The 25,371-nt window shown below is 63.8% G+C and carries 25 protein-coding genes and 1 pseudogene; 16 read left to right on the plus strand and 10 right to left on the minus strand.

Annotation, left to right across the window (positions count from 1 at the left end; translation table 11 throughout):
* Positions 1-13: 13 nt before the first annotated feature.
* The 6 genes from DBY63_RS04335 to DBY63_RS04360 all read right to left on the minus strand — a co-directional run bounded on the left by DBY63_RS04335 (position 14) and on the right by DBY63_RS04360 (position 4,750).
* A complete protein-coding gene (locus DBY63_RS04335) occupies positions 14-847 on the minus strand; it encodes a carbohydrate ABC transporter permease (protein ID WP_007159281.1) in 834 nt (277 codons plus the stop codon).
* A 10-nt stretch (positions 848-857) separates the two neighbouring features.
* Positions 858-1,790 (minus strand): sugar ABC transporter permease, encoded by a 933-nt coding sequence (locus DBY63_RS04340; RefSeq protein ID WP_007159280.1) that lies wholly within the window; start codon positions 1,788-1,790, stop codon positions 858-860.
* Positions 1,791-1,912: 122 nt separating this feature from the next.
* Positions 1,913-3,238 (minus strand): sugar ABC transporter substrate-binding protein, encoded by a 1,326-nt coding sequence (locus tag DBY63_RS04345; RefSeq protein WP_108581343.1) that lies wholly within the window; start codon positions 3,236-3,238, stop codon positions 1,913-1,915.
* 215 nt (positions 3,239-3,453) lie between these two features.
* Positions 3,454-3,768 carry a hypothetical protein gene (locus DBY63_RS04350; protein ID WP_027602668.1) on the minus strand — a complete coding sequence of 105 codons (315 nt, stop codon included), beginning with the start codon at positions 3,766-3,768 and terminating at the stop codon, positions 3,454-3,456.
* Between the two features lie 143 nt (positions 3,769-3,911).
* The gene (locus DBY63_RS04355) at positions 3,912-4,157 is read right to left on the minus strand and encodes a hypothetical protein (RefSeq protein WP_027596969.1); all 246 of its coding nucleotides are present in this window, start codon (positions 4,155-4,157) and stop codon (positions 3,912-3,914) included.
* A 152-nt stretch (positions 4,158-4,309) separates the two neighbouring features.
* Positions 4,310-4,750, minus strand: a complete 441-nt coding sequence (locus DBY63_RS04360) for a hypothetical protein (protein ID WP_044342387.1) — start codon at positions 4,748-4,750, stop codon at positions 4,310-4,312.
* Between the two features lie 302 nt (positions 4,751-5,052).
* Here DBY63_RS04360 and DBY63_RS04365 point away from each other — a divergent pair, with 302 nt between their 5' ends.
* Together DBY63_RS04365 and DBY63_RS04370 are read left to right on the plus strand one after the other, a co-directional pair.
* A complete protein-coding gene (locus tag DBY63_RS04365) occupies positions 5,053-5,862 on the plus strand; it encodes an inositol monophosphatase (protein ID WP_027596967.1) in 810 nt (269 codons plus the stop codon).
* Between the two features lie 48 nt (positions 5,863-5,910).
* Entirely contained in the window at positions 5,911-6,291 is a 381-nt protein-coding gene (locus tag DBY63_RS04370) for a DUF1090 domain-containing protein (RefSeq protein ID WP_108581344.1), read from the plus strand.
* A gap of 6 nt (positions 6,292-6,297) precedes the next feature.
* Here DBY63_RS04370 and DBY63_RS04375 read toward each other — a convergent pair whose 3' ends face one another.
* A complete protein-coding gene (locus DBY63_RS04375; protein WP_042135890.1) occupies positions 6,298-6,864 on the minus strand; it encodes a histidine phosphatase family protein in 567 nt (188 codons plus the stop codon).
* 267 nt (positions 6,865-7,131) lie between these two features.
* Between DBY63_RS04375 and DBY63_RS04380 the strand changes: the two genes are divergently transcribed.
* The 6 genes and pseudogenes from DBY63_RS04380 to DBY63_RS25370 form a co-directional block, all read left to right on the plus strand.
* Positions 7,132-7,581, plus strand: a complete 450-nt coding sequence (locus tag DBY63_RS04380; RefSeq protein WP_007159271.1) for a FecR domain-containing protein — start codon at positions 7,132-7,134, stop codon at positions 7,579-7,581.
* The gene (locus DBY63_RS04385; protein ID WP_027602672.1) at positions 7,578-8,210 is read left to right on the plus strand and encodes an OmpA family protein; all 633 of its coding nucleotides are present in this window, start codon (positions 7,578-7,580) and stop codon (positions 8,208-8,210) included. Before DBY63_RS04380 ends, DBY63_RS04385 begins: the two co-directional genes overlap by 4 nt.
* A gap of 10 nt (positions 8,211-8,220) precedes the next feature.
* The gene (locus DBY63_RS04390) at positions 8,221-10,218 is read left to right on the plus strand and encodes a CHASE2 domain-containing protein (RefSeq protein ID WP_108581345.1); all 1,998 of its coding nucleotides are present in this window, start codon (positions 8,221-8,223) and stop codon (positions 10,216-10,218) included.
* 389 nt (positions 10,219-10,607) lie between these two features.
* The gene (locus tag DBY63_RS04395; protein WP_027596962.1) at positions 10,608-13,013 is read left to right on the plus strand and encodes a TonB-dependent siderophore receptor; all 2,406 of its coding nucleotides are present in this window, start codon (positions 10,608-10,610) and stop codon (positions 13,011-13,013) included.
* Between the two features lie 92 nt (positions 13,014-13,105).
* Positions 13,106-13,606, plus strand: coding sequence for a GNAT family N-acetyltransferase (locus DBY63_RS04400; RefSeq protein ID WP_108581346.1), 501 nt, complete (start codon positions 13,106-13,108; stop codon positions 13,604-13,606).
* A 387-nt stretch (positions 13,607-13,993) separates the two neighbouring features.
* Positions 13,994-14,488: pseudogene (locus tag DBY63_RS25370) on the plus strand (5-methyltetrahydropteroyltriglutamate--homocysteine S-methyltransferase); the annotation flags it as partial.
* 286 nt (positions 14,489-14,774) lie between these two features.
* Here the strand turns inward: DBY63_RS25370 and DBY63_RS04410 are convergent.
* Together DBY63_RS04410 and DBY63_RS04415 are read right to left on the minus strand one after the other, a co-directional pair.
* On the minus strand, positions 14,775-15,404 hold the full coding sequence (locus tag DBY63_RS04410) for a LysE family transporter (protein ID WP_108581348.1): 630 nt from the start codon (positions 15,402-15,404) through the stop codon (positions 14,775-14,777).
* 49 nt (positions 15,405-15,453) lie between these two features.
* A complete protein-coding gene (locus DBY63_RS04415; protein ID WP_108581349.1) occupies positions 15,454-16,272 on the minus strand; it encodes a pyruvate, water dikinase regulatory protein in 819 nt (272 codons plus the stop codon).
* Positions 16,273-16,398: 126 nt separating this feature from the next.
* On the opposite strand from DBY63_RS04415, the gene ppsA reads away from it, so the two are divergent.
* The 6 genes from ppsA to DBY63_RS04445 all read left to right on the plus strand — a co-directional run bounded on the left by ppsA (position 16,399) and on the right by DBY63_RS04445 (position 22,856).
* Positions 16,399-18,768, plus strand: a complete 2,370-nt coding sequence (gene ppsA / locus DBY63_RS04420) for a phosphoenolpyruvate synthase (protein WP_108581350.1) — start codon at positions 16,399-16,401, stop codon at positions 18,766-18,768.
* A gap of 153 nt (positions 18,769-18,921) precedes the next feature.
* The gene (locus DBY63_RS04425; RefSeq protein ID WP_027602678.1) at positions 18,922-19,923 is read left to right on the plus strand and encodes a zinc transporter ZntB; all 1,002 of its coding nucleotides are present in this window, start codon (positions 18,922-18,924) and stop codon (positions 19,921-19,923) included.
* A gap of 48 nt (positions 19,924-19,971) precedes the next feature.
* Positions 19,972-20,235, plus strand: coding sequence for a hypothetical protein (locus tag DBY63_RS04430; RefSeq protein ID WP_007159261.1), 264 nt, complete (start codon positions 19,972-19,974; stop codon positions 20,233-20,235).
* Positions 20,236-21,060, plus strand: coding sequence for a mechanosensitive ion channel domain-containing protein (locus tag DBY63_RS04435; protein ID WP_108581351.1), 825 nt, complete (start codon positions 20,236-20,238; stop codon positions 21,058-21,060). It abuts the gene before it with no gap.
* 55 nt (positions 21,061-21,115) lie between these two features.
* Entirely contained in the window at positions 21,116-21,700 is a 585-nt protein-coding gene (gene sigX / locus DBY63_RS04440; protein WP_007159259.1) for an RNA polymerase sigma factor SigX, read from the plus strand.
* Between the two features lie 100 nt (positions 21,701-21,800).
* Entirely contained in the window at positions 21,801-22,856 is a 1,056-nt protein-coding gene (locus DBY63_RS04445; RefSeq protein WP_007159258.1) for an OmpA family protein, read from the plus strand.
* Positions 22,857-22,992: 136 nt separating this feature from the next.
* Here the strand turns inward: DBY63_RS04445 and gltA are convergent, their stop codons facing one another.
* Positions 22,993-24,273: a citrate synthase gene (gltA, locus tag DBY63_RS04450; protein WP_027596956.1), complete on the minus strand. Its 1,281-nt coding sequence runs from the start codon at positions 24,271-24,273 to the stop codon at positions 22,993-22,995.
* A gap of 347 nt (positions 24,274-24,620) precedes the next feature.
* On the opposite strand from gltA, the gene sdhC reads away from it, so the two are divergent.
* Together sdhC and sdhD are read left to right on the plus strand one after the other, a co-directional pair.
* Positions 24,621-25,007, plus strand: coding sequence for a succinate dehydrogenase, cytochrome b556 subunit (gene sdhC, locus DBY63_RS04455; RefSeq protein ID WP_026083585.1), 387 nt, complete (start codon positions 24,621-24,623; stop codon positions 25,005-25,007).
* Positions 25,001-25,369 carry a succinate dehydrogenase, hydrophobic membrane anchor protein gene (sdhD, locus tag DBY63_RS04460; protein WP_027596955.1) on the plus strand — a complete coding sequence of 123 codons (369 nt, stop codon included), beginning with the start codon at positions 25,001-25,003 and terminating at the stop codon, positions 25,367-25,369. Before sdhC ends, sdhD begins: the two co-directional genes overlap by 7 nt.
* Positions 25,370-25,371 lie beyond the last annotated feature (2 nt).

Raw genomic sequence — 25,371 nt, forward strand, 5'->3', positions numbered from 1 at the left:
AGTCCTCTTGTTCTTATTTCACCGCGCCGAACGACAGGCCGCGGACGAGTTGTTTCTGGCTGATCCAGCCAAAGATCAGGATGGGTGCGCAGGCCAGCGTCGAGACGGCCGACAGCTTGGCCCAGAACAGTCCCTGGGGACTGGAGTAGGAGGCGATCAGCGCGGTCAGCGGGGCGGCGTTGGACGAGGTCAGGTTCAGCGACCAGAAGGCCTCGTTCCAGCAGAGGATCAGCGACAGCAGCATGGTCGAGGCGATGCCGCCCTTGCTGATCGGCAAGAGCACCCGGACGATTTCCTGGTAGGTGGTGGCGCCATCCAGGCGCGCCGCCTCGAGGATGTCCTTGGGTATGTCCTTGAAGTAGGTGTAGACCATCCAGACCACGATCGGCAGGTTGATCAGGGTGTAGACGGCGATCAGCAGCAACCGGCTGTCGAGCAGTTCGAACTGCTTGGCCAGCAGGTAGATGGGCACCAGCACCCCGACCGCCGGCAGCATCTTGGTGGACAGCATCCACAGCAGTAGGCGCTGGGTGTTGCGGGTCTCGTGGAAGGCCATCGAGTAGGCCGCCGGCAGCGCCAGCAACAGACTGAGCAGGGTGGCGCCAAAGGAGATCACCACCGAATTCAGCGCGAAGTGGAAGTAGTCGCTGCGCGCCTGGATGGTCAGGTAGTTCTCCAGCGTGGGCATGAAGAAGAATTGCGGCGGGGTGGCGAAGGCGTCGATCTCGGTCTTGAAGCTGGTCAGCACCATCCAGAAGATCGGGAAGAACAGCACCAGGGCCACCAGCCAGGCGAGCAGGCCCAGCAGCAGGCTCTGCAGGCGCCGGGATTGCTTGAGCGTCAGCATGTCAGGGTCCTCACTGTTGGGTCAGGTTCTTGCCAAGCATCCGCACCAGGATGATGGCGGCGATGTTGGCGATGAGCACGGCGATCAGGCCGCCGGCGGAGGCCAGGCCGACGTCGAACTGCAGCAGGGCCTGGTTGTAGATCAGGTAGGCGAGGTTGGTGGAGGCGAAGCCCGGACCGCCACTGGTGGTGGTGTAGATCTCGGCGAACACCGACAGCAGGAAGATCGTCTCGATCATCACCACCACGGCGATGGGCCGCGCCAGGTGCGGCAGGGTTAGGTGCCAGAAGATGGCGACCGGACCGGCGCCGTCCAGGCGGGCCGCTTCCTTCTGCTCCTGATCCAGCGACTGCATGGCGGTCATCAGGATGAGGATGGCGAAGGGCAGCCACTGCCAGGACACGATCAGGATGATCGACAGGAGCGGGTGGGTGGCCAGCCAGTCCACCGGGGTGGCGCCGAACAGTTTCCAGATCGCGGCGAGGATGCCGGAGACCGGATGGAAGATCAGGTTCTTCCAGATCAGGGCGCTGACCGTGGGCATGATGAAGAAGGGCGAGATCAGCAGGACGCGGACGATGCCGCGACCGAAGAATTCGCTGGCCTCCAGCAGCGCCGAGATCAGCACGCCGAAGACCACGCTGATCAGCAGCACGCTGCCCACCAGCAGCAGGGTGTTGGTCATGCCGGGCCAGAAGCCGGCATCGGTGACGAAGTATTCGAAGTTTTCCAGGCCGACGAAGGCGTGCTCGCCGGGGTAGAGCAGGTTGTAGCGGATCAGCGAGAACCAGATGGTCATGCCCAGGGGCACCAGCATCCACACCAGCAGCAGGGCCACCGAAGGACTGATCAGGAACCAGCCGGGACCGGCGCGACGGCGTTGACGACGGGCGGGAGCGGCAGGGGATTCGACGACGGGCGTCTTGAGGGTGGAGGTCTGCATGGCGATGCTCCGCAAGGCAGTGGGCCGTGACGAGGCGCTGGCGTCTCGCGACGCCAGCGACGGATCAGGCAGGGAAAGCCGCTAGGCCGGAGGCCGCGTGGTGCGGACCCCGGGCTCCAGCGCTACTTGGGATAGCCGGCGCGCTTCATTTCCCGGGCGGTGGACTGCTGCGCCGCCTGCAGGGCCTGCTCGACCGACATCTGCCCGGTGAGGGCCGCGGCGAACAGCTTGCCCACCGAGGTGCCGATGGCCTGGAACTCGGGAATGGTCACGTACTGGATGCCCACGTAGGGCACCGGCTTGGCCGAGGGATGGGCCGGGTCGGCGTGCTGCAGCATGTCCAGCGAGACCTTGGCGAAGGGCGCCGCGTCCATGTAGGCCTGGCTGTAGGTGGACTTGCGGGTGCCCGGCGGCACGTTGGCGATACCGTCGGTGTCCGCGACCAGCTTGGCGTAGTCCTTGGAGGTGGCCCAGGTCACGAAGGTCTTGGCGGCGTCCTTGTGCTTGGAGGAGGTGGGGATACCCAGCGACCAGGCATACAGCCAGGACGAGCCCTTGTCGGTGACCTCGCGCGGCGAGCCGGCGAAGCCGACGCTGTCGGCGACCTTGCTCTGGCTCTTGTCCATGGTGAAGGAGCCGGCGACGCTGGCATCGACCCAGATGGCGCACTTGCCGGTGTTGAACAGCGCCAGGTTTTCGTTGAAGCCGTTGCTGGAGGCGCCGGGCGGGCCGTACTTCTTCATGTTGGTGACATAGTAGTTGGCCGCCGCTGTCCATTCCGGACCGGTGAATTCCGGTTGCCACTTCTCGTCGAACCAGCGCGCGCCGAAGGCGTTGGCCATGGTGGTGACCAGGGCCATGTTCTCGCCCCAGCCGGCCTTGCCTCTCAGGCACAGACCGTACTGGTCCTTGTCCGGCTGGTGCAGCTTGCCGGCGAATTCGGCGATCTGGGTCCAGGTGGGCTGGGCGGGCATGGTCATGCCGGCCTGCTGGAACAGATCCTTGCGGTAGTAGGTGATGGAGCTTTCGGCATAGAAGGGCAGCGCATAGAGGGTGCCCTTGACCGATAGGCCTTCGCGAACCGACGGGAAGAGGTCGTCCAGGTCGTAGTTGGCGGGCAGGTCCTTCATGGGCTCCAGCCAGTTCTGGGCGCCCCAGAGGCCGGTTTCGTACATGCCGATGGTAAGGACGTCGAACTGGCCACCCTGGGTGGCGATGTCGGTCGTCAGACGCTGACGCAGCACGTTTTCTTCGAGCACCACCCAGTTGAGCTTGATGTCGGGATGCTGGTCTTCGAAGGTTTTGGACAGCCGCTGCATGCGGATCATGTCGCTGTTGTTGACGGTGGCGATGGTGACCGTTTCGGCGGCCTGGAGGGCCAGCGAGAAGGTCAGGCCTGCAGAGAGGGTAACAGCGGACAATAAAAGCGCTTTTGGTGTTGTTTTCATCTTGCACTCCGCGTCCTGTGCAACTGCAGCAGACGCTTTTCTTGTTGTTGTAACCCACCACGCGGCCGGCTGTGACGGCCTTTGCAGCGGAAGCCACGGACCGATTACAGCCCGTTGCCGCCCGGGAAACAAATGCTGGAAGACACCAAAATCGGTATTTTTTTGCACATCCCTGCAGGGCTGCGCGGGACCGCCGCCACGGCCAGGGGCTCTGCCTAGAGGCTTTCCGCCTTGACCTTGGTGATGCCGTCTTCGCGATAAAGCTGCAAGGTTCCGGGCGTGGATTCGATCACCCGCTCGTTTTCGATGAGAAAGGAATAGACCGGCGTCGCGCTGCCCGGCGCGCGCAGGTTGCGGTATTCGTAGACCATCAGACGATCGAGCTGCGCGACCCGCTGGGGTGCGCCGAAACTCTGCCGGAGCTGTTCCTGGGTACGGCCGCCGAATTGCGACGGATCGGCCGGGGGCGGGGTGGGAGCCGAGCTGCAGGCCGATAGGGCGGCGAACAGGAGAAAGGACAGGCGTTTCATGACGGCTCCGCATGCAGGTTGAAAGGGCAGAGGAGTTGAGCTGCCCGTAGAACCAGACGGACCTGCAAAAACGCGATTCATTCCCCGCGCGGTATCAAAAAGCATACGAAAGGGAAGCCATCCGTCGACATCAATCCAACGGACTAGAATACCCAGCGTTGCTCTTGAGCAAAGGTCTGATGGTCGTTAAGCCAGCGGGCGCTATTGACTGGCTGCCGACTGTCACGCAGCTGGGCGTCAACTTTGGTAGGGATGGCATCGGTACTCAAGAGGGGGACCTGAAGGGTGAGGTCCGCCAGCTTGAGCGGGGGTATCGCAGGGAGGGAGGCTGCTTCGCCATTGAGGGCGGCAAAGGTCACGACGACACTGGCCAGAATACGAATTCCCATTCCTTGGGTCTCCTGGTAGATCCGAAGCGCGAATCTACCATTCCACTGCCTATTTGGTTCCCGGTTAATCCGACGTTAAAGCGCAGTTGTGATCCTGTTCGTCATTCTGTTTTCGAGCGGATCACACGACTGACAAGGCGATGGCGCGTCACTTAGGCGACGGGTACCGCGTCGCGGTGCTTGGCCGCCAGATAGGCGAACAGCGGCGGGCAATCCGACACCAGGCTGACCAGGGTCTGGCCGGCGGCGGGCTCTTGCCGTAACAGCACCTTTTCACCCCGGGCATTAAGATAGAGGGTGTATTCGGGGGTGCTGGATTGGGCGATGAATCCCTCGCCCATCAGCGCACTGCCCAGGGCCATCCGCTGCGGCAGCTCGCAGACACCCTGCCACTGAAAGGCGCGGATACCAAGGTTTTCCAGGGTTTCGGCGACGGCGCAGTCGATGCTCAGCGGCGGATGATCGAACAGCGGAAATTCGCGCGACAGCAACTCGAGGTGGCGTTCCAGACATTCGAAATGCTGTCTGGGTATCAGTCGCCGCAATTGCTGCAGCTGACCATTGCCGTGGAATAGCGAAGTTTGTGCGGTCATGGCGTCCTCCCGGTACAACGAGCTCTCACTAGTTCTGACGGCCGCGCGCGGATTTGGTGCGGTCCGCCGCTGCATTTCGCCGTCCTGACTGCCAATACCCGACAGCCTGCGCTCCCGAGATGACACGGCCATTACCAGGGGCCTCTAGTCGGACCTTTGCCGACATCGGCCAAAAGTGGCCGGGGTGCCGCCGCGGCCTGACAACGGTCCGCTGCAACCCTGGTGTGCGCCAGGCTCGCGACTATTCTTTTCCTCAGGCGGAACTGGCACCCTGGCGCCTTTTCCTCATTCCAGGAGTGTCCATGACCGCCATCGCCCCCGCCATCGCTGAACGCTACCGCGCTGTCCAGGACATCGCCCGGGAGGCGGCGCAGCTCGGCCTCGACTTCTATCGTCGGCGCGCGGCGCTGCAGGTGGACCACAAGGGCAGCGACCTGCAGGACGTGGTGAGCATCGCCGACAAGACGCTGGAGGACCTCATCCGCCAACGCCTGAGCGAACGCTTTCCGGAAGATGGCCTGCTGGGCGAGGAGGGCGGTGCCACCGACCTCTCCGCGCCCTACCTCTGGGTCATAGATCCCATCGACGGCACCGCGCCCTTTCTCAACGGCCTGCACAACTGGTGCGTGTCCATCGGCCTGATGCACGAGGGCGAGCCCTTGCTCGGCGCCATCATGGATCCGAATCACGACGAACTCTTCCATGGCCTGCGCGGGCACGGCGCCTTCGTCAACGACCAGCCGCTGCGCGTCCATGCGGCCACCGAGATCCGCCAGGGCCTGACCGGACTGGGCACCACCCACAGACGCGGCAAGGAACACTTCCTGCCGTTCGTGACCGGCCTGCTGGCCGAGGGGGGGCAGTTCTTCCGCAATGGCTCGGGCGCGCTGATGACCGCCTACGTCGCCGCCGGCCGGCTGATCGGCTACTACGAGACCCTGATCCATGGCTGGGACTGCCTGGCGGGCCTGGTCCTGATCCGGGAGGCGGGCGGTCGTCACAACGCCTTCCTGCGCAACGATGGCCTGGTCAATGGCAATCCGCTGCTGGTGGCGGCGCCCGGGGTCTACGACCAGCTCGCCGCCCTGGTCGGACCGTCGCTGGACGGTTGAACGGGAAGAGTCAGGCGCTCGCGGATTTCAACACCCGGAGGAAGACCTATGACAAACCGAGCCAAGGCAGTGCTCGTGGCGGCAAGCCTGCTGCTACCTGGCGTGGCAGTTGCAGCCGACGGGGGCTGCGCGGCGAAACGTCTCACGCTGGAACGGCAGATCGCCCAGGCTCAGGCGCAAGGCGATGCCGGACGGCTGGCAGGATTGCGGCGAGCACTCGACGCGGTGCAGGCGCACTGCACCGATACCGGCCTGCGCCAGCAGCGGCTGGAAGTCATCCAGGCCCGCAGTCGCGAGGTGGCCGAACGGGAACGGGATCTGCGCGACGCCCAGGCCAAGGGCGACGCCGACAAGATCCGGGTGCGGAGCAGAAAGCTGGCCGAGGCCCGCCGTGAGCTGGAAGAGGCCCGCGCCAGGGCGAGCCGCTGATCGAACTCAGCGCCTCTCCTTGCGATAGATACTCGGCTTCCAGTAGTCCTTGAGCAGCAGATGCAGCGGCCCGCGCCAGCCACGCTTGCGCAACTGCCAGGCGATCAGCACGTTCATGATGCCGTGCCCCAGCAGCAGCACCGAACCATGGCGTTCGGCCAGTTCGATGAGGCGATCGGCCGCCTGGCCGGCACGCACCGAGGAGCTGCCGATGGATTCGGTGTGGGCGGCGAAACCCAGGAACCAGGCGGATCTGAACAACAGGCGCCAGGCCTTGACCGGCAGCCGCGGCGCATCCAGTTCCAGATAGGGCAGATGGGCTTCGGCATAGCGGTCATCGACCGGGCTGCCGGAGCGTCCCAGCAGGTACTCGAGCGAGCGCACGCAGCGGCCCAGGGGGCTGCTCACCACATAGCCCGCTTCCTGGGCCAGTCGCCGCGTCTCCGCGGGCTCCAGGCCGGCGGGCACCGGGGCTTTCTGGTAGCGCGCGACCCAGTCCTTCATCTCCCGCGGGGTGCAGCGAGCCTTGCTGGAAAGATCGGGTTTGCCGTGACGCACCAGAATGATCTGCATGAAAAGGTTACCTGGGAAAGATGCTCACTAGACCACTGCCCGTGCCGTTCGTCTCGCTGGGTCGTGATGGCATGGGTAGTGGCCAGGTGCCATTCGTACTACTTTGCGTGCCGCTTGGCTTGTTTATCTGGTAGAAGGTGATTGGGTTCACGAGTCTGGAGCCCTGACCGCTGCGCAGCAGGCCGCTTCAAGATGCCATCCGAGGTCCTGCCGGCAATCCGTCGCCCCAGCGACGGCCACGCCTTTCCATCCAGGGACCAGGAAAGCATGAAGACAACACTGTTCGCATTGGCGCTGCTCGGGCTGCAGCTGCTGGGATCCCCGCAGGTCACGGCCGCGGAGGAGGAGCACGTGGCCCTGATCAAGAGCGTCTCCGGCAGCGTCAAGGTGCTGCGCCAGACCGCCAGCCTGGACGCCCAGGCCGGTACCACCCTGCAGGTGGCCGATCGCCTGCAGGCCGGCCCGGATGCTACCGCGGCCATCGTCTTTCTCGACGGTACCCTGCTCACCCTGGGCAACGGCGCCGACGTGCAATTGCGTGACTATCTCTTCGAACCCAAGAGCAGTCGGTACGGCTTCTCGCTGTACCTGACCAAGGGCTCCGCCATCTATTCGTCCGGCAAGATCGGCAAGGTCGCGCCCGACACGGTCAAGATCGAGACGCCGACCGCCACCATAGGCGTGCGCGGCACCCGCTTCCTGGTCCAGGCCCAATGACTGCCCTGATCGCTGTCGCGTCCCCTGGTCGTCTGCTGCTGAGCGTGCTGCTGTCCACGCTGCTGCTGGGCGGCTGTGCCAGCCCTCCACCACCGCAGACGCGGGTGATCCTGATGCCCGACGCCGATGGGCATGTCGGCGCCGTCTCGGTGACCAGCCCGGCGGGCCGCCAGGCCATCGACCAGGGGTTCGCCGAGGTCACGGTGGCCGGCCCGGGTCAGGCGCCGACCGCGGCCCAGGCGGTGGCCCAACCCCTCTTCGAACAGCAGCATCGTCAGGTGCTGGCGGCGCAGCCGTCGCCGCCCAAGACCTTCATCCTCAATTTCCTCTCCGACAGCATGGAGCTCACGCCGCAGTCCAAGGCGCTGCTGCCCGAGGTGCTGGAAACGGCACGGCAGCGCATCCCCACCGAGATTTCGGTATTCGGCCATGCGGACGGCTCGGGTGCGCCTTCCTACAACCTCGACCTCTCGGGGCAGCGTGCCCGCAAGGTGGCCGGTCTGCTGCAGCGACTCGATCCCAAGTTGCGCATCAACGTCGAATTCTTCGGCGATACCGTGCCCCTGGTTCCGACCCGTCCCGGCAAATCCGAGCCGCGCAATCGGCGTGTCGAAATCCTGATTCTCTAGGGTCGCGGGCATGAACTCCGTTGCGACCCTGCTGCGCCGGCGCGCGCCCTGGATGTTCCTGGTCAGCCTTGGCCTGTCGCTGGCCTTCGGCCTCGCCGCGCTGTTGCAATGGACGCCACTGCAGTACCTCGATCGCCTGGCCTACGACCAGCTCAGCCGCCTGGCGGCCAGCAACGAGGACGCCCGCGACGTCCAGGTGGTCAGCATCGACGAGGCCAGCCTGGCGGCGCTGGGGCAGTGGCCCTGGCCGCGCTATCGGGTTGCCCAGCTGCTTTCCCGGATCGCCGAGGCCGAGCCGGCGGCGATCGCCGTGGACGTCCTGTTCAGCGAGCCGGACCGTACCTCGCTCAAGGCCCTGCAACAAAGTTTCCAGGACGACTTCGGCATGCACCTGAGCTTTTCCGGTGTGCCGCCGGAGTTGCAGGACAACGACGGCTATCTCGGTTACGTCATGGGGCAGACGGGCGCCGTCGGCGCCCATTTCTTTTTCCTCGATCTGCAGCAACCCGTCGCTGCCGGGCTAAGGCCAGGGGTGGGCTTCAGCGGCGCCCTCGACGCCCTCAGGCTGCCCAAGGCCAGCGGCGCGCTGGACAGTGTGGCCCCCATCGCCAGCCAGACGCGCTTCAGCGGCTTCATCAATAGCCAGCGCGACAGCGACGGCATCCTGCGGCGCGTGCCCCTGCTGCTCAGCTATCAGGGCATCATCCATCCGAGTCTGGCGCTGGCCGCCACCCTGCGCGCCCTGGGGCTGAACGAGGGCGTGGTGGAGACCGGCCTGGCGGGTCCGGTGCTGCGGCTTGGCGACCGCCGCCTGCCGCTCGACCGCGAAGGCCAGGCGCTGCTGCGGCTGCACGGCGCCGCCGAACACTATCCGGAGGTCTCGGCCCTGGCGGTGCTCAGCGGCGCGGTGGCACCGGCCACGCTCAAGGACAAGGTGGTCTTCGTCGGCGTCTCGGCTGCAGGCTTCAACGACCTGCACGCCACGGCGCTGGGGCAGACCTTTTCCGGCGTCAGGCTGCAGGCGGCCCTGACCCAGGACCTGCTGGACGACGCCCTGGTCCGAATCCCGCAATTCGCCGGCGTGCTGCAACTGGCGTTGTGTCTGCTTGGCGGTCTGCTGCTGTCCGCCGGCTTCTTCTTCAACCGCAGCCAGCGGCGCTTCGTCCTCCTGGCGGCGGCGTCGATCGTCCTGCCGCAGCTGCTGGGCGCCTGGCTGTTCGTTCGCCATGACGTCTTCCTGCCGCTGGCCGCACCCCTGGTGCTGGTAGGGCTGCTCACGGCCCTGGCGCTGGTCACGCGGATCGTGCTGGCGCGCCAGCACGAAGAGCGCTGGCGCCGGCAACTGGAACGCTCGCGCCAGGTCACCATCGAGTCCATGGCGGCGGTGGCCGAAACCCGGGATCCCGAGACCGGCGCCCATATCAAGCGCACCCAGCACTATGTTCGCGCCATCGCCGAAGAGCTGCGCCGTGCCGGCCAGGCGCCGGAATTGCTCACGCCGGACTACATCAAGCTGCTGTTCCTGTCCGCGCCCCTGCACGACATCGGCAAGGTCGGGGTGCCGGATGCCATCCTGCTCAAGCCCGGGCGGCTGACGCCGGAGGAGATGCAGGTGATGCAGCGGCATGCCGAATTCGGTCGGCAGATCATCCTCAGCACCGCCAGCCACCTGGAGGATGACAACTTCCTCGCCCTGGCCGCCGAGATCGCCAGCACCCACCACGAGAAGTGGGATGGCAGCGGCTATCCCAACGGACTGTCCGGTACCGGCATCCCGCTGGCGGGGCGGATCATGGCGGTGGCCGATATCTACGACGCCCTGATCAGCCGGCGCTGCTACAAGGAGCCGTTCAGCCACGAAGACTCGTTGCAGATGATGCGCGAGATGCGCGGCAGCACCTTCGATCCCCTAGTGCTCGACGCCTTCCTGGCCATCGAGCCGCAGATCTGCGCCATCGCCCAGCGCTTTCACGATGAAGGGGTGGGAGGGACCCGGCGCCTGGTTTGACCCCTTCCTCTTCCTGCCGCCTGGCTCCTCGATTCCTGGTGCCTTCTCCCTCTCGCCGGCATCCAACTCGTCCTCCGGCTGGTTTGCCTACTGCTGCACAAGGCGGGGAGGGCAGCCGCTCATTTCTTGAAACATTCCCTCGAAAATCGCCGAATCAGAGCGATGGAAGGCTGGCGTCTGCAAATCCCCGTCCTTGACGGCTTCGCGCGGGCAAAGCATAAGTTTGCGGTCGCTTATGATATTAATTTGCATTTACAGATGCATCCAGGTTGCATAGCCTGCGTTCCGCCGCGCAAGACGGCATCGGATACCGGTCCCTGGAAAATCTCCAGCGAGTCCTTACGTGGGGTACGGACGGGTCGGTGTTTCCCTAGAGGACGACCAACGACATGCAGCTCTTCTCCCTTCGCCTCATCGCGCTTTCCGTCTCCCTGGGCGTGGCGACCCTCGCCCAGGCCGCTCCCGTGGCGTTGTCGCAACCGGCGCAGCCGCTGGCCGATGCCTTGCAGAGCTTCGCGCGCGCCAGTGGCCTCCAGGTGAACTACGATCCCGCCGCCCTGGTGGGCAAGCGGGCACCGGCACTGGCGGGGCGGATGGAGCCGGATGTCGCCTTGCAGCGCCTGCTGGCGGGCAGCGGCCTGGCGGCCTCGGTCAGCGGCTCGGTCGCGACCGTCGCCCCGGTGGCCACCCAGGCCGCTGCCGGCAGCGTGGCCCTGGATACCACCACCATCAGCGCGGACGATGGCTCCCTGACGGGTCGGACGACCACCGAAGGGACCCGCTCCTACACCACCGGCGCCATGAGCACCTCCACCGGCCTGCCGCTGTCCATCCGCGAAACGCCCCAGTCGGTGAGCGTCATCACCCGGCAGCGCATGGAAGACCAGGGCATGACCGATCTCAACGATGTGGTCCGCTACGCCCCGGGCGTGACGCTGAACAAGTTCGGCGGCGACCGCCAGGAATTCCTCTCCCGCGGCTTCCGCATCGACAACATCATGTACGACGGCCTGCCCACCACGGCCGGGACCTTCACCCTCGACACCCTGTCCTCGGCCGACCTGTCCATCTACGACCGGGTGGAGGTGGTGCGTGGCGCCACCGGCCTGATGACCGGCGCCGGCGATCCTTCGGCCACCCTCAATCTGGTGCGCAAGCGCCCGACCGCCTTTCCCCAGGTCAGCGTCACCACCAGCGCCGGCAGCTGGGACCGCTACCGTACCGAGGTCGACGCCTCCAACAAGCTCAATGAAGCCGGCACCCTGCGCGGTCGCGCCGTGGCCGCCTACGAAGACGGCAACAGCTTCCAGGACGTACGCGAGCGCAAGCGCCAGACCTTCTATGGCGTCCTCGAAGCCGATCTCAGCGACACCACCACCTGGACCATCGGCGCGTCCAAGCAGCGCGAAGACAAGACCTCCGACTGGGGCAGCCTGCCCAGCGGCCCTAATGGGGAAGATCTGCACCTGTCGCGCTCCACCTTCCTGAGCGGCGATTGGGCTTACTGGGATCAGGACACCTACACCCTGTTCTCCGACATCACCCACACCTTCGACAACGGCTGGAAGGCCAAGCTGGCGGCGCAAAAGTCGTGGGCCGAATCCGATACCTTTTCCAATTATGTGACAGCTTTCCCGTATACATCTGTCAGCGATCTCGGCACCGCGTCGGGTGCCTATGTGACCGATGTTGATCAGACCAACGTAGACCTCTCGCTAAGTGGTCCCATCACTTTACTGGGGCGGGAGCACCAGTTGATGACTGGTCTCAGTCGGCGTGAAGACAAGTTCTATCAACGTGGCGGTTATTCCGGCGTTACTCCGGTCGACATTTACAACTTTCAGCCTGGCAGCATAGTCAAGCCGGACAAAGGCAGCCTTTCGCCTTATGCCAGCAAGAACACCACCACGGAGGAAGCGGTATACGCCGCGGCGCGTTTCAATCCACTCGACCCACTGCACGTCATTATTGGCGGTCGGATAAGCTGGTTTGACTACTCAGGGTATATCGCAGGTAGCAATTACAGGACTGATACCGATTACAAGGCGACGCGCGAAGTCACGCCCTATGCCGGCATCGTCTACGACCTGAACGACATCTATTCGGTCTATGCTAGCTACACCGGGATCTTCAAGCCACAGAGCGAACAGGGTAGCGGGGGCTCAGTGCTGGCGCCGACGAAAGGCAAAAGCTATGAGGTAGGAGTAAAAGGTGCTTATCTCGACGGTGCATTGAATGCCTCTGTTGCACTGTTCGAAACTATCCAGGAAGGCCGAGCTTATCAACTGACCCCTCAGCCACAAGAGTGTCAAGAGCAGAGTCGTACTTGTTATGACTCCGCTGGTGAAGTCCGCAGTCGCGGCATTGATGCGGAAATATCTGGCCAACTGGCACCTAATTGGCAGGCGTCTGCAGCCTATACTTTAGTACTGAGCGAATTCACGAAAGACGTTACCTACGAAGACCGCCGCTTCGCACCTGAGCAGCCCAAGCACCTGTTCAAGGCTGCTACTAGCTACCAGTTGACCGGTAACCTGAGCAAATGGCGCATCGGTGCCGATTTGCTAGCCCAGAGCGAGACCTTCAAACGGGTGGGTAACGGTGAAGCAAAGCAAGATAGTTACTCCGTGGTTGGCTTGATGGCGGGCTATCGCTTCAATGACCACTGGGATGGCCGTGTCAACTTTAACAATGTCTTCGACGAAAGATACTGGCAAGGCCTCTCTAACGGCACAGGCATGGGCACCTACGGCGATCCCCGCAACGTCATGCTCAGCCTGAAGTGGACCCTCTGATCCAGCTATCGGCTTAGCCGCTCCTAGCGTCGCCCTTGTCCCATCCCCCGGACCTGGGCGAAGCTGCGGACTTCCGCCAAGGAGTGCCGCCCATGTCCAGTTCCACCATCCATCTGGAACGCTATGCCGACCGCCATGCCGAGGGTCTCGCTGCCCTCTATGGCGATCCGGCCGTGGCGCGGCAGGTGCTGCAGCTGCCCTATCAGAGCGCCGAACAATGGCAGCAGCGTCTGAGCGGCGAACGCGAAGGGCGGATAGGATTGGTCGCCCTGCAGCAGGGGCGGGTGGTGGGCAGCGCCAGTCTCGAACAGCAGCCGCGCATTCGCCGCCAGCACTGTGGCGCCCTTGGCATGGGCGTGGCCCGGGATTGCCAGGGGCAGGGCATAGGCACCCAGCTGCTGACGGCCCTGCTCGACCTCGCCGACAACTGGATGAATCTGCAACGGGTCGAGTTGACCGTCTTCAGCGACAACGAGCCGGCCCTGGCGCTCTATCGCAAGCTGGGTTTCGAAGAAGAAGGGCTGCTGCGTCGCTATGCCCTGCGCGATGGGCTGTTCGTCGACGCCTACAGCATGGCGCGCTTCAAACCCTGATCGCGGTGTATGAGAGAAACTTGAGTTCACCACAAGAAACCTGAGTTTGTTTCATGGGTGATGCGCGACGACAATCTCCACCCTGTCAGGTGGAGGTGTGCGATGGTCAAGATTCATTCCCAGGGTTCCGCGCGGTGCGAGCCACAGGGTGACGCGTCCCTGGCGACGCTGGCGCCTCTCGACGATTGCGACCGGGCCGCCCTGATCGCCCAGGGACGCCAGCAGCGTCGGCAGGCCTGGCGCGCCCAGCAGGCCGCGGGTTGTGAGTGGCTCGCGGTAGGCGACTTCGGCTGGGGCGATCGGGTTCTGGCGCATTCGTATCTGGTCGGCGCCGCCGCTCGGACCGAGGCGGCAGACGATCATCTATTCGCCGGCTCCTGTCAGGCCCCGGTATTCACCGCGGACCAGTCCTTTGCCATCGGCTGGGAGCAGTTGTTCGAGGAGGTCGCCGAGGCCCAGGCGCTCGGCCTGGTGGCCAAGCCGGTGATCCTCGGACCCCTGAGCTATCTATGGCTCGGTCGCTCGCTCGATCCGGCCTTCGATCGCCTCGAACTGCTGGAAGCGTTGCTGCCGGTCTATGGCGAGATCTTCGCGCGGTTGGCTGCCCAGGGCGTGGAATGGATCCAGCTCGACGAGCCTCTGCTGACGCTGGAACTGCCGCTGGCCTGGCGTACCGCCTTCGAAAGGGCCTACAACCTGCTGCAACGCGAACCGCTGAAGAAGCTGCTGGGCGTGCGTCATGGCGAATTGCTCGACAACCTGGGGCTGGCTGCCGGTCTGCCGGTGGAAGGGCTGCATGTCGACTGGCCGCGGTCGGTCCAGGCTCAGCAGGGGCTGCTCGATCGGCTGCCGGCCTACAAGACGCTGTCGCTGGGCCTGGTGGAAGACACCGAAGCCGGGCCGATCGGCCAGCAGCGGCGGCTGCAATTCGCCCGTCAGGTCGGCGAGCGCCTGCAGGAGCGCCTCTGGCTGTCGCCCGCGGCCTTTTCCGGAGCTGTCGACACGGCCCAGGCCGCGGCACTGACAGCCGAATTCAGCACGCTGGTGCGAACCGCTCGCGAGGCCGGGGTGGACACGCCGCTAGCGCCCAGGGAACAGCCCTGGTCGGCGATCGAGGCGGCCCTGGCCAAGCTGGGCGCCGCCCAGTCCGGTCTGGTGTCGTCCTGAATCAGCGGTGGGCGGTCAGCAACAGACCGCCTGCGCCGGCAAAGAAGGCCCCGGTGGCCTGATTGAGGCGGCGCACCCCACGGGGCCCGCGGATGAAGCGGCGGATCTGGCGGCCGAACAGGCCATAGATCACGGCCGCGACCAGCTCCGCGAACAGATGGGTGCCACCCAGGTAGACGAACTGCTGGGTCGTCGGCTGAGTGGGATCGATGAACTGCGGAAAGACCGCGGCGAACAGCAGGATCGCCTTTGGATTGCTGATGCCGATGAGGAATTCCTGCAGCATCAGCCGGTGCAGCGCCCGCGGTTGCGCCGCGCCGCTCTCGGCCAGGTCCAGGCCGTCGAAGGCCCGGCTGCGCCAGCTCTTCACGCCCAGGTAGAGCAAATAGAGCGCGCCGATCCACTTGATGACGGTAAAGGCCGTCTCCGAAGCCAGCAGCATGGCGCCCAGGCCCACCGCCGAAATCACCAGGAAGATCACGAAGGCCACGTCGCGCCCCAGGGCCGCCAGTCCCGCCGTCACCGCGCCATGGCGGATGCCGTTGCCGAGCGAGCAGAAGTTGTTGGGGCCGGGGGTCAGGGCGATGAGCAGGGCGACCGGAAAGAACAGCAGGGCATCGACGAGGTTCATGACGGTCGCCTGGTGCGCCGCACGGGCGCCGAAGAGGAGGGGTGGTCGACTATTTAAACCGTCTTTCCACGCCTTTCTCCACCAGAATCTTCGCCGAGATTTCCTCCACGGAAAAATGCGTGGTGTTGATGAAGGAGATGTTCTCGCGACGGAACAGACTCTCCACCTCGCGCAGTTCGAATTCGCACTGGGCGAAGCTCGCATAGCGACTGTTGGGCCGACGCTCGTGACGGATCGCCGCCAGCCGCTCGGCATCGATGGTCAGGCCGAACAGCTTGTCCTTGTAGGTCTTCAGCGAGGCGGGCAGCTGCAGGCGCTCCATGTCCTCTTCGGTCAGCGGATAGTTCGCTGCGCGGATGCCGTATTGCAGCGCCATATAGAGGCAGGTGGGCGTCTTGCCGCAGCGCGAGACCCCGACCAGGATCAGATCGGCCTGCGCATAGTGGGTCGTGCGGGCGCCGTCGTCGTTTTCGAGTGCGAAATTGACGGCCTCGATCCGCTCCATGTAGTGACTATTGTGCATGATCGAATGTGACTTCCCTACCGAATACGAAGATTCGGCGGAAAGTTCCCTTTCGAGCGGGGATAAAAACGTGGAGAAGATGTCGATCATGAACCCGTTCGACTGGTCCAGAATGGCCCGGATGTCACGGTTGACGATGGTATCGAAGATGATGGGTCGCGCACCGTCCTGGACGGCGGCGGCATTGATCTGCTGTACCATCGCCCTGGCCTTGTCCAGCGTATCCACGTAGGGGCGGGTGACCCTTCTGAAGGTGATGTCCCCGAACTGGGCCAGGAGGCTCTGACCGAGGGTTTCGGCCGTGATGCCGGTACCGTCGGAAATGAAAAAGGCGGTTCGTTGCATGGAGGGACGTCCTGGTGGCGTACGGGGCAGGGATCGCTGCACTGTAACCTACCGCCGTCCACTGTCCATGGGGCGAGCGCCGAGGCGTACTGCTTTCCCACAAAGACACAAGATGGAGAGAAGACCTTGGACGAGTATGTAATTTCACTGGAACAGCTTGGCGTGCACGACGTCGAGCGCGTGGGCGGCAAGAACGCATCCCTCGGCGAGATGATCGCCAACCTGGCCGGCGCGGGCGTCTCCGTACCCGGCGGGTTCGCCACAACGGCCCAGGCCTATCGCGACTTCCTCGAGCAGAGCGGCCTGAACGATCGCATTCACGCGGCCCTCGACGCGCTGGATGTCGACGACGTCGTCGCCCTGGCCAAGACCGGCGCCCAGATCCGCCAGTGGGTCATGGACGCGCCTTTCCCCGAGCGCCTGGACGCCGAGATCCGCCGGGCCTTCGCCGAGATCTCGGCGGGCAACCCCAATCTCGCCGTGGCCGTGCGCTCCTCGGCGACCGCCGAAGACCTGCCGGATGCCTCCTTTGCCGGCCAGCAGGAAACCTTCCTCAACATCCGCGGCGTCGACAACGTCATTCGCGCGGCCAAGGAAGTCTTCGCCTCCCTCTTCAATGACCGCGCCATCGCCTACCGCGTCCACCAGGGCTTCGATCACAAGCTGGTCGCCCTGTCCGCCGGCGTGCAGCGCATGGTGCGTTCCGAGACCGGCGCCGCCGGCGTGCTCTTTACCCTGGACACCGAATCGGGCTTCCGCGACGCGGTTTTCGTCACCGCTGCCTATGGCCTCGGCGAGACCGTGGTGCAGGGCGCGGTCAACCCGGACGAATTCTATGTCCACAAGCCCACCCTGGAAGCCGGTCGTCCGGCCATCCTCAGACGCAACCTGGGCAGCAAGGCCATCAAGATGGTCTATGGCGAAGAAGCCAAGGCCGGTCGCTCCGTGCGCACCGTCGATGTCGAACCGGCGGATCGCGCGCGTTTCTCCATCACCGACGCCGAGGTCACCGAACTGGCCAAGCAGGCGCTGATCATCGAGCGCCACTATGGTCGCCCGATGGACATCGAGTGGGCCAAGGACGGTGACGACGGCAAGCTCTACATCGTCCAGGCCCGTCCCGAGACCGTGAAGAGCCGCGCCAGCGCCACCGTCATGGAGCGCTACCTGCTCAAGGACAAGGGCCAGGTGCTGGTGGAAGGCCGCGCCATCGGCCAGCGCATCGGCGCCGGCAAGGTCAAGATCATCCGCGACGTCAGCGAGATGGATCGCGTCCAGCCCGGTGACGTCCTGGTCTCCGACATGACCGATCCCGACTGGGAGCCGGTGATGAAGCGCGCCAGCGCCATCGTCACCAGCCGCGGCGGTCGTACCTGCCACGCCGCCATCATCGCCCGCGAGCTGGGCATTCCGGCGGTGGTCGGCTGCGGCAACGCCACCAGCCTGCTCAAGGATGGCCAGACCGTCACCGTTTCCTGCGCCGAGGGCGACACCGGCCTGATCTACGAAGGCGAGCTGGACTTCGACATCCGCCAGAGCTCGGTGGATGCCATGCCCGAGCTGCCGTTCAAGATCATGATGAACGTCGGCAACCCCGACCGTGCCTTCGACTTCGCCCAGCTGCCCAACGCCGGCGTGGGTCTGGCGCGCCTGGAATTCATCATCAACCGCATGATCGGCGTGCACCCCAAGGCGCTGCTCAACTACGACAGCCTGCCCTTCGAGGTTAAGGAGAGCGTCGACAAGCGCATCGCCGGCTACTCGGATCCGGTCGGCTTCTATGTCGAGAAGCTGGTGGAGGGGGTCTCCACCCTGGCCGCCGCCTTCTGGCCGAAAAAGGTCATCGTGCGCCTGTCGGACTTCAAGTCCAACGAATACGCCAACCTCATCGGCGGCAAGCTTTACGAACCCGAGGAAGAGAACCCCATGCTGGGCTTCCGCGGCGCTTCCCGCTACATCAGCGAGAACTTCCGCGATTGCTTCGAGCTGGAATGCCGCGCCATGAAAAAGGTGCGCGAGGAAATGGGCCTGACCAACGTCGAGCTCATGGTGCCCTTCGTGCGCACCCTGGACGAGGCGGCGCGGGTGGTCGAGCTGCTTGGCGAGAACGGCCTCAAGCGCGGCGAGAATGACCTGCGCGTGATCATGATGTGCGAACTGCCCTCCAACGCCCTGCTGGCGGACGAATTCCTCGAGCACTTCGACGGCTTCTCCATCGGCTCCAACGACCTGACCCAGCTCACCCTGGGCCTGGATCGCGACTCCGGCATCATCGCCCACCTGTTCGACGAGCGTAATCCGGCGGTCAAGAAGCTGCTGGCCAATGCCATCGCCGCCTGCAACCGGGCCGGCAAGTACATCGGCATCTGCGGCCAGGGTCCTTCGGATCATCCGGATCTGGCCAAGTGGCTGATGGAACAGGGCATCGAGAGCGTCTCGCTCAACCCCGACTCCGTGCTCGACACCTGGTTCTTCCTGGCCGAAGGCAACGCCTGAGGCCAGGGATCGCCCCGCCGGCCAGCGGCGGGGTGATCCTTTCCAGGATTAATCCCTCTCATTCCCCACGAAGGTAGCGCCTGCGCCCTGTCTCGGGCCACCTTCGCCGGATCGCCTGGCCACCGTGGTCGCGATCCCTGCAAGAGACCCCAGATGCAGCAGTACGACAGCGATGTGGAACAAGGCCTCATCTATGGCTATCTCCTCGATGGTCGCGGTGGCGGACGACGCCTGAGTCGTCGGGAGCTGGCGGAGGTGGAGCCGAGCCCGAGCGAGGTGCTCTGGCTGCACTGGGACCGTAGCGTCCCCGAAGCTCAGGCCTGGCTCCGCCAATCCAGCGGCCTGAGCGAATTCGCCTGTGACCTGCTGCTGGAAGAGGCGACCCGCCCGCGCCTGGTCAATCAGCCCGACGACAGCCTGCTGCTGTTCCTGCGCGGGGTGAATCTGAATCCCGGCGCCGTGCCCGAGGACATGGTGTCGCTGCGGGTCTTCGTCGACAAACGTCGGGTGATCTCCCTGCGCATGCGACCCATGAAGGCCGCCGCCGAGGTCCAGGAGGACCTGGAGGCGGGCATCGGTGCCCAGAGTGCCGAAGACCTGGTGCTCTACCTCGCCAGCTACATGACCAGTCGGGTCGACGACCTGGTACGTGGTCTCTCCGATCAGCTCGACGGCCTCGAGGAACAGGTCGACCAGGACGAGGGCAGCCTGCCCGATCACGCCCAGGTGCTGACCCTCCGGCGCCGCGCGACCGGGCTGCGCCGGTACCTGGCTCCGCAGCGCGACATCTATGGCGATCTCGCCCGCGGCAAGCCCGCCTGGTTCGTCGAGGCGGCCAGCCAGGGCTACTGGAGCGAATTGCACAACAGCCTGGTGCGCAACCTGGAAGAACTCGAGGTGATGCGCGAGCGGGTCGCGCTGCTGCAGGACGCCGAGCAGCGGGCGACCACCGACAAGACCAATCGCACCCTCTATCTGTTGGCCATCATCACCGGCTTCTTCCTGCCCATCAGCTTCATCACCGGTCTGCTCGGGATGAACATGGGCGGCATGCCGGGTTCGTCATCCGCCTTCGGCTTCGTGGCCGCCTGCCTGGTGATCGGCGCGGTGGCGGTCTTCCAGGTCTGGCTGTTCCGTCGACTGCGCTGGCTGTGACCCGTCCCCACCTCGCTGCGTCAAGAGGAAACGACCAGCGAGGTGCTTATGCACGATCCCTTCGAAGCGTCCCTCAAGGCGCTCCTCAATACCCCGGCCAATGCTCAGGACGAGGAGGGCGACGACCAGGCCCGCTTGCATCGCGTGCTCAAGACCGCCAACCGTCAGGTTGGCGCGGGCGCACTGTTCGATCTGATCGGGCGGCACTGGGCCTCGGCGCTGCTGCTGGCACTGGGCAACGGTGCCCCTCACCTGAAGCCGCGCACGCGCCGTACCGCGCGTCGCGAATCTCTCCCGGAGATACTGAAGTAGATGGAATTCGATATCTGGACCCAGAGTCTGCTGTCCGCCATGACCACCCTGTGGAGCAAGGTGGCCGGCTTCATTCCCAACGTCTTCGGCGCCCTGGTGGTGATCCTCGCCGGCTTCGCCGTCGCCAAGATTCTCGACACCGTGTTGTCGAAGGTCCTCGCCAAGCTCGGCCTGGATCGCGTCCTCGCCGGAGCCGGGGTGACCAAGCAACTGGCCAAGATCGGCATCCGCATGCCGGTCACCACCCTGATCGGCCGGATCGTCTATTGGTTCGTCCTGCTGGTGTTCCTGGTCTCGGCCGCCGAGTCCCTGGGGCTGCAGCGCGTGTCCTCGACCCTGGACGTCATGGCGCTCTATGTGCCCAAGATCTTTGGCGCCGCCCTGGTGCTCATCGTTGGCGTGCTGCTGGCGCAACTGGTCAGCGGTCTGGTGCATGGCGCCGCCGAAGGCGTCGGCCTGGATTACGCGGCCGGCCTGGGGCGCCTGGCCCAGGGACTGGTCATCATCATTTCGATCTCGGTCGCGGTCGGTCAGCTGGAGATCAAGACCGAACTGCTGAACCTGGTCATCGCCATCGTGCTCACCGCCTTCGCCCTGGCGGCGGCCCTGGCCCTGGGGCTCGGCAGCCGTGGGCTGGTGTCGCAGATCCTGGCCGGCATCTATGTGCGCGAACTCTATGAAGTCGGCCAGTGGGTGACCCTGGTGGACGTCGAAGGCGAGATCGAGGAAATCGGTACCGCCAAGACTCTCATCATGACCGAAGAGGGCGATATCGTTTCGGTTCCGAACCGTCTATTGCTGGAGGCCCAGGTGCGCAGCCGCTGACAGGCGACGCGGAGATGGCTATCATGCCCGCCACTTTTTGGTAGCCAACTCCGTCTTGAACAAGCCTGCCCCTCATGCCTACGACCCGACCACGCTCAGTGACGAAGAGCTGGTCCAGCGCGCGCATGGTGAACTCTTCCACGTGACGCGAGCCTACGAAGAACTGATGCGCCGTTACCAGCGCACCCTGTTCAACGTCTGTGCCCGCTACCTGGGGAACGACCGGGACGCAGACGATGTCTGCCAGGAGATCATGCTGAAGGTGCTTTACGGTTTGAAGAATTTCGAGGGGAAATCGAAATTCAAGACCTGGCTGTACAGCATCACCTACAACGAGTGCATCACTCAGTACCGCAAGGAACGCCGCAAGCGGCGGCTGGTGGAGGCATTAAGTCTGGATCCGATGGAGGAAGCCTCCGAGGAAAGGGCGCCGAAGCTGGAAGAAAAGGGAGGGATGGATCGCTGGCTGGTCCATGTGGGTCAGGTCGATCGGGAGATCCTGGTGCTGCGCTTCGTCGCAGAGCTGGAGTTTCAGGAGATCGCCGACATCATGCACATGGGCCTCAGCGCCACCAAGATGCGGTACAAGCGGGCACTCGACAAACTGCGTGACAAGTTCGCAGCTGAAGTTGAGGGCTGACCGGATGTGTCAGCCGTAAGTTTTTGAACTTCACGAAAACTTGTTGTCGAAGCCTCCGGAGATTGCCGGAATTAGTACCACTAAAATGGGGATACAAAGGATGAAACTGAAGAGCACCTTGGGCGTCGTGATCGGCTCCCTGCTGGCAAGCGCCTCGCTGAGCGCCCTGGCACAAGGTCAAGGCGCCGTCGAGACCGAGCTGTTCGGCAGCCGTCTGTTCACCGACAGCCAGCGCAACATGACCAACGCTGACCTGTACGGCGGTTCCGTTGGCTACTTCCTGACCGACGACGTTGAGCTGGCGTTGTCCTACGGCGAGTACCACAACGCCCGTGGCGACCACGACCTGGGCCACAAGAACATCAAGGGCAGCCTGGCCGCTCTGGACGCCTACTACCACTTCGGTCAGCCCGGCGTCGGCCTGCGTCCGTACGTATCCGGTGGCTTCGCTCACCAGTCCATCAGCAACCGCGACATCAACGAAGGTGGTCGTGATCACTCCACCTACGCCAACCTGGGTGCCGGCCTGAAGTACTACTTCACCGAGAACCTGTATGCCCGTACCGGCGTACAAGCCAACTACAACATCGACTACGGCGACACCGAGTGGAGCGCTGCTGTAGGTGTTGGTCTGAACTTCGGTGGTTCCACCAAGAAAGAAGTCGCTCCGGCTCCGGCTCCGGCCCCCGTTGCTGACGTCTGCACCGATTCCGACAACGACGGCGTTTGCGACAACGTCGACAAGTGCCCGAACACCCCGGCCAACGTCACCGTTGACGCTACCGGCTGCCCGGCTGCCGCCGAAACCGTTCGCGTCGAGCTGGACGTGAAGTTCGATTTCGACAAGGCCGTGGTCAAGCCCAACAGCTACGCCGACATCAAGAACCTGGCTGACTTCATGCAGCAGTACCCGCAGACCTCGACCACCGTTGAAGGCCACACCGACTCCGTCGGCACCGACGCCTACAACCAGAAGCTGTCCGAGCGTCGTGCCAATGCCGTGCGTAACGTCCTGGTCAACCAGTACGGCGTGCAGGGCAGCCGCGTGAACGCTGTCGGTTACGGTGAGTCCCGCCCGGTTGCTGACAACGCCACCGAAGCCGGTCGCGCCGTCAACCGTCGCGTAGAAGCCGAAGTCGAAGCTCAGGCCAAGTAATCCGCCTGATCCAGACTCCAAAAAAGCCCGCCTAGTGCGGGCTTTTTCATGCTTGGCATTTCTTGTGCCCGACTCCAGCCGGGTGCTGCAGGCATAAAAAAACCCCGCCGAGGCGGGGTTCTTCCTGGCGGATCGATCAGCCGCGATCGTCCGGGATGTCGCGCTGGGCGACGCCGGTGTACAGCTGACGCGGCCGGCCGATCTTGTAGGGACCGGACAGCATTTCCTGCCAGTGCGAGATCCAGCCGACGGTCCGCGCCATGGCGAAGATCACGGTGAACATGCTGGTCGGAATGCCGATCGCCTTGAGGATGATGCCGGAATAGAAGTCCACGTTCGGATAGAGGTTGCGCTCGACGAAGTAGGGGTCCTTGCGGGCCAGTTCTTCCAGGCGCATGGCCAGTTCCAGTTGCGGATCGTTGATGCCCAGCTCGGCCAGGACTTCGTCGCAGGTCTGCTTCATCACCGTGGCGCGCGGATCGAAGTTCTTGTAGACGCGATGGCCGAAGCCCATCAGCTTGAACGGATCGTTCTTGTCCTTGGCCTTGGCCACGAACTTGTCGATGTTGGCGACATCGCCGATCTCGTCCAGCATCTTCAGTACGGCTTCGTTGGCACCCCCGTGCGCCGGACCCCAGAGGGCGGCGATGCCGGCGGCGATACAGGCGAAGGGGTTGGCACCGGAAGAGCCGGCCAGGCGGACGGTGGAGGTGGAGGCGTTCTGCTCATGGTCGGCATGCAGGATGAAGATGCGATCCATGGCGCGGGCCAGCACCGGGCTGATGGGTTTCTCCTCGCACGGGGTGTTGAACATCATGTGCAGGAAGTTTTCCGAGTATCCCAGGTTGTTGCGGGGATACATCATCGGCTGACCCATGGAGTACTTGTGCACCATGGCTGCCAGGGTCGGCATCTTGGCGATCAGGCGCATCGCCGAAATCTCGCGGTGCTGCGGATCGGTGATGTCCAGGGAGTCGTGGTAGAAGGCCGACAGGGCGCCGACCACGCCGCACATGATGGCCATGGGGTGCGCATCGCGACGGAAGCCGTTGAAGAAGTTCTTCAATTGCTCGTGAACCATGGTGTGGTTCTTGATGGTGTCCACGAACTGCGCCTTCTCTTGCGCGTTCGGCAATTCACCCTTGAGCAGCAGGTAACAGGTCTCGAGGTAGTCGGATTTCTCCGCCAATTGCTCGATCGGGTAGCCGCGGTGCAGGAGGATGCCCTTGTCACCATCGATATAGGTGATCTTGGACTCGCACGAGGCGGTGGACATGAAGCCCGGGTCGAAGGTGAACACACCAGTGGAGGTGAGGTTGCGAACATCGATCACGTCCGGGCCAAGGGTGCCGGACATAACGGGCAGGTCAACCGGATCCGCTCCCGAGATGATCAACTGCGCTTTCTTGTCAGCCATTAGGCCTCCTTATTTTGCTTTGAAATCATCAATAAACCCTCCACTCAGGGCCTCGCCCACTATAGAGGGATAAATTTGAAAGTCAATTTACGAAAATATCACCCTAAAGGCTCTTTCTGGGCGGATTGTGCGGCGAAAAGACATTAACACGCAGGCTTCTGAATATCAGCTGGCGACGTCGGAATCGGGCATCCGCGTTTGTCATGAGTAGGCTAACTGTCTATAATTCTCGCCCGACCGTACCGGGTCGGCGAGCTGATGCCGAGCGGTCGAGACGCCTCCGACAGGAAGCGTGTAGCAGATGTGGAATCTCCTATAACTAGCCCGACCGCAATTGGGCCCTCAGTGTGAAAGAAGCCGTGAATAGCAAACGACCTGTAAACCTAGATCTCAGGACCATCAAACTACCTATCACAGCTTATACCTCGATTCTTCACCGTATCTCCGGCGTCATCCTGTTCCTCGGCATCGCAGTCATGCTCTATGGCCTGCACCTGTCGCTGGGTAGCCCGGAAGGCTTCGGCCAAGTGAAAGCTTTTCTGGCCTATCCGCTGGTCAAGCTCGTGATCTGGGGTCTGCTGTCTGCATTGCTCTACCACCTGGTCGCCGGCATTCGGCACCTGATCATGGATGGTGGCGCCGGCGAAACCCTGCAGGGCGGCAAGCTGGGTGCGCAGCTCGTGCTGGTCATTTCCGCAGTTCTGATCATTCTGGCAGGGGTTTGGGTATGGTAACCAACGTCACCAATCTTTCGCGTTCCGGTCTCTATGACTGGATGGCTCAACGGGTCTCGGCAGTCGTCCTCGCGGTCTACTTCCTCTTTATCATCGGCTACCTGATCCTTCACCCAGGGCTCACCTTCGAGCAATGGCACGGCCTGTTCTCCCACACCCTGATGCGCATCTTCAGCCTGCTGGCGCTGGTGTCCATCTGCGTTCATGCCTGGGTTGGTATGTGGACCATCTCCACCGACTACCTGACCACCATGGCGATCGGCAAGGGTGCTACCGCCGTGCGTTTCCTCTTCCAGGCGGTATGCGGGTTCGCGATGTTCGCGTTCTTCGTCTGGGGCGTGCAGATCTTCTGGGGTGTTTGATC

The organism is Pseudomonas sp. RIT411 (assembly GCF_003057735.2).
Lineage (GTDB): Bacteria > Pseudomonadota > Gammaproteobacteria > Pseudomonadales > Pseudomonadaceae > Chryseomonas > Chryseomonas oryzihabitans.

Excerpts from the sequence above, each read along its gene's own strand:
- DBY63_RS04370 (WP_108581344.1), top strand. The coding sequence starts at position 5,911 with ATGACAAACCGAGCCAAGGCAGTGCTCGTGGCGGCAAGCCTGCTGCTA.
- DBY63_RS04350 (WP_027602668.1), bottom strand. The coding sequence starts at position 3,768 with ATGAAACGCCTGTCCTTTCTCCTGTTCGCCGCCCTATCGGCCTGCAGC.
- DBY63_RS04395 (WP_027596962.1), top strand. The coding sequence starts at position 10,608 with ATGCAGCTCTTCTCCCTTCGCCTCATCGCGCTTTCCGTCTCCCTGGGC.
- DBY63_RS04415 (WP_108581349.1), bottom strand. The coding sequence starts at position 16,272 with ATGCAACGAACCGCCTTTTTCATTTCCGACGGTACCGGCATCACGGCC.
- DBY63_RS04445 (WP_007159258.1), top strand. The coding sequence starts at position 21,801 with ATGAAACTGAAGAGCACCTTGGGCGTCGTGATCGGCTCCCTGCTGGCA.
- DBY63_RS04430 (WP_007159261.1), top strand. The coding sequence starts at position 19,972 with ATGCACGATCCCTTCGAAGCGTCCCTCAAGGCGCTCCTCAATACCCCG.
- DBY63_RS04390 (WP_108581345.1), top strand. The coding sequence starts at position 8,221 with ATGAACTCCGTTGCGACCCTGCTGCGCCGGCGCGCGCCCTGGATGTTC.
- DBY63_RS04410 (WP_108581348.1), bottom strand. The coding sequence starts at position 15,404 with ATGAACCTCGTCGATGCCCTGCTGTTCTTTCCGGTCGCCCTGCTCATC.
- DBY63_RS04345 (WP_108581343.1), bottom strand. The coding sequence starts at position 3,238 with ATGAAAACAACACCAAAAGCGCTTTTATTGTCCGCTGTTACCCTCTCT.
- DBY63_RS04400 (WP_108581346.1), top strand. The coding sequence starts at position 13,106 with ATGTCCAGTTCCACCATCCATCTGGAACGCTATGCCGACCGCCATGCC.
- DBY63_RS04425 (WP_027602678.1), top strand. The coding sequence starts at position 18,922 with ATGCAGCAGTACGACAGCGATGTGGAACAAGGCCTCATCTATGGCTAT.
- gltA (WP_027596956.1), bottom strand. The coding sequence starts at position 24,273 with ATGGCTGACAAGAAAGCGCAGTTGATCATCTCGGGAGCGGATCCGGTT.
- DBY63_RS04340 (WP_007159280.1), bottom strand. The coding sequence starts at position 1,790 with ATGCAGACCTCCACCCTCAAGACGCCCGTCGTCGAATCCCCTGCCGCT.
- DBY63_RS04335 (WP_007159281.1), bottom strand. The coding sequence starts at position 847 with ATGCTGACGCTCAAGCAATCCCGGCGCCTGCAGAGCCTGCTGCTGGGC.
- DBY63_RS04380 (WP_007159271.1), top strand. The coding sequence starts at position 7,132 with ATGAAGACAACACTGTTCGCATTGGCGCTGCTCGGGCTGCAGCTGCTG.
- DBY63_RS04435 (WP_108581351.1), top strand. The coding sequence starts at position 20,236 with ATGGAATTCGATATCTGGACCCAGAGTCTGCTGTCCGCCATGACCACC.
- DBY63_RS04375 (WP_042135890.1), bottom strand. The coding sequence starts at position 6,864 with ATGCAGATCATTCTGGTGCGTCACGGCAAACCCGATCTTTCCAGCAAG.
- DBY63_RS04360 (WP_044342387.1), bottom strand. The coding sequence starts at position 4,750 with ATGACCGCACAAACTTCGCTATTCCACGGCAATGGTCAGCTGCAGCAA.
- sdhD (WP_027596955.1), top strand. The coding sequence starts at position 25,001 with ATGGTAACCAACGTCACCAATCTTTCGCGTTCCGGTCTCTATGACTGG.
- DBY63_RS04365 (WP_027596967.1), top strand. The coding sequence starts at position 5,053 with ATGACCGCCATCGCCCCCGCCATCGCTGAACGCTACCGCGCTGTCCAG.
- DBY63_RS04355 (WP_027596969.1), bottom strand. The coding sequence starts at position 4,157 with ATGGGAATTCGTATTCTGGCCAGTGTCGTCGTGACCTTTGCCGCCCTC.
- DBY63_RS04385 (WP_027602672.1), top strand. The coding sequence starts at position 7,578 with ATGACTGCCCTGATCGCTGTCGCGTCCCCTGGTCGTCTGCTGCTGAGC.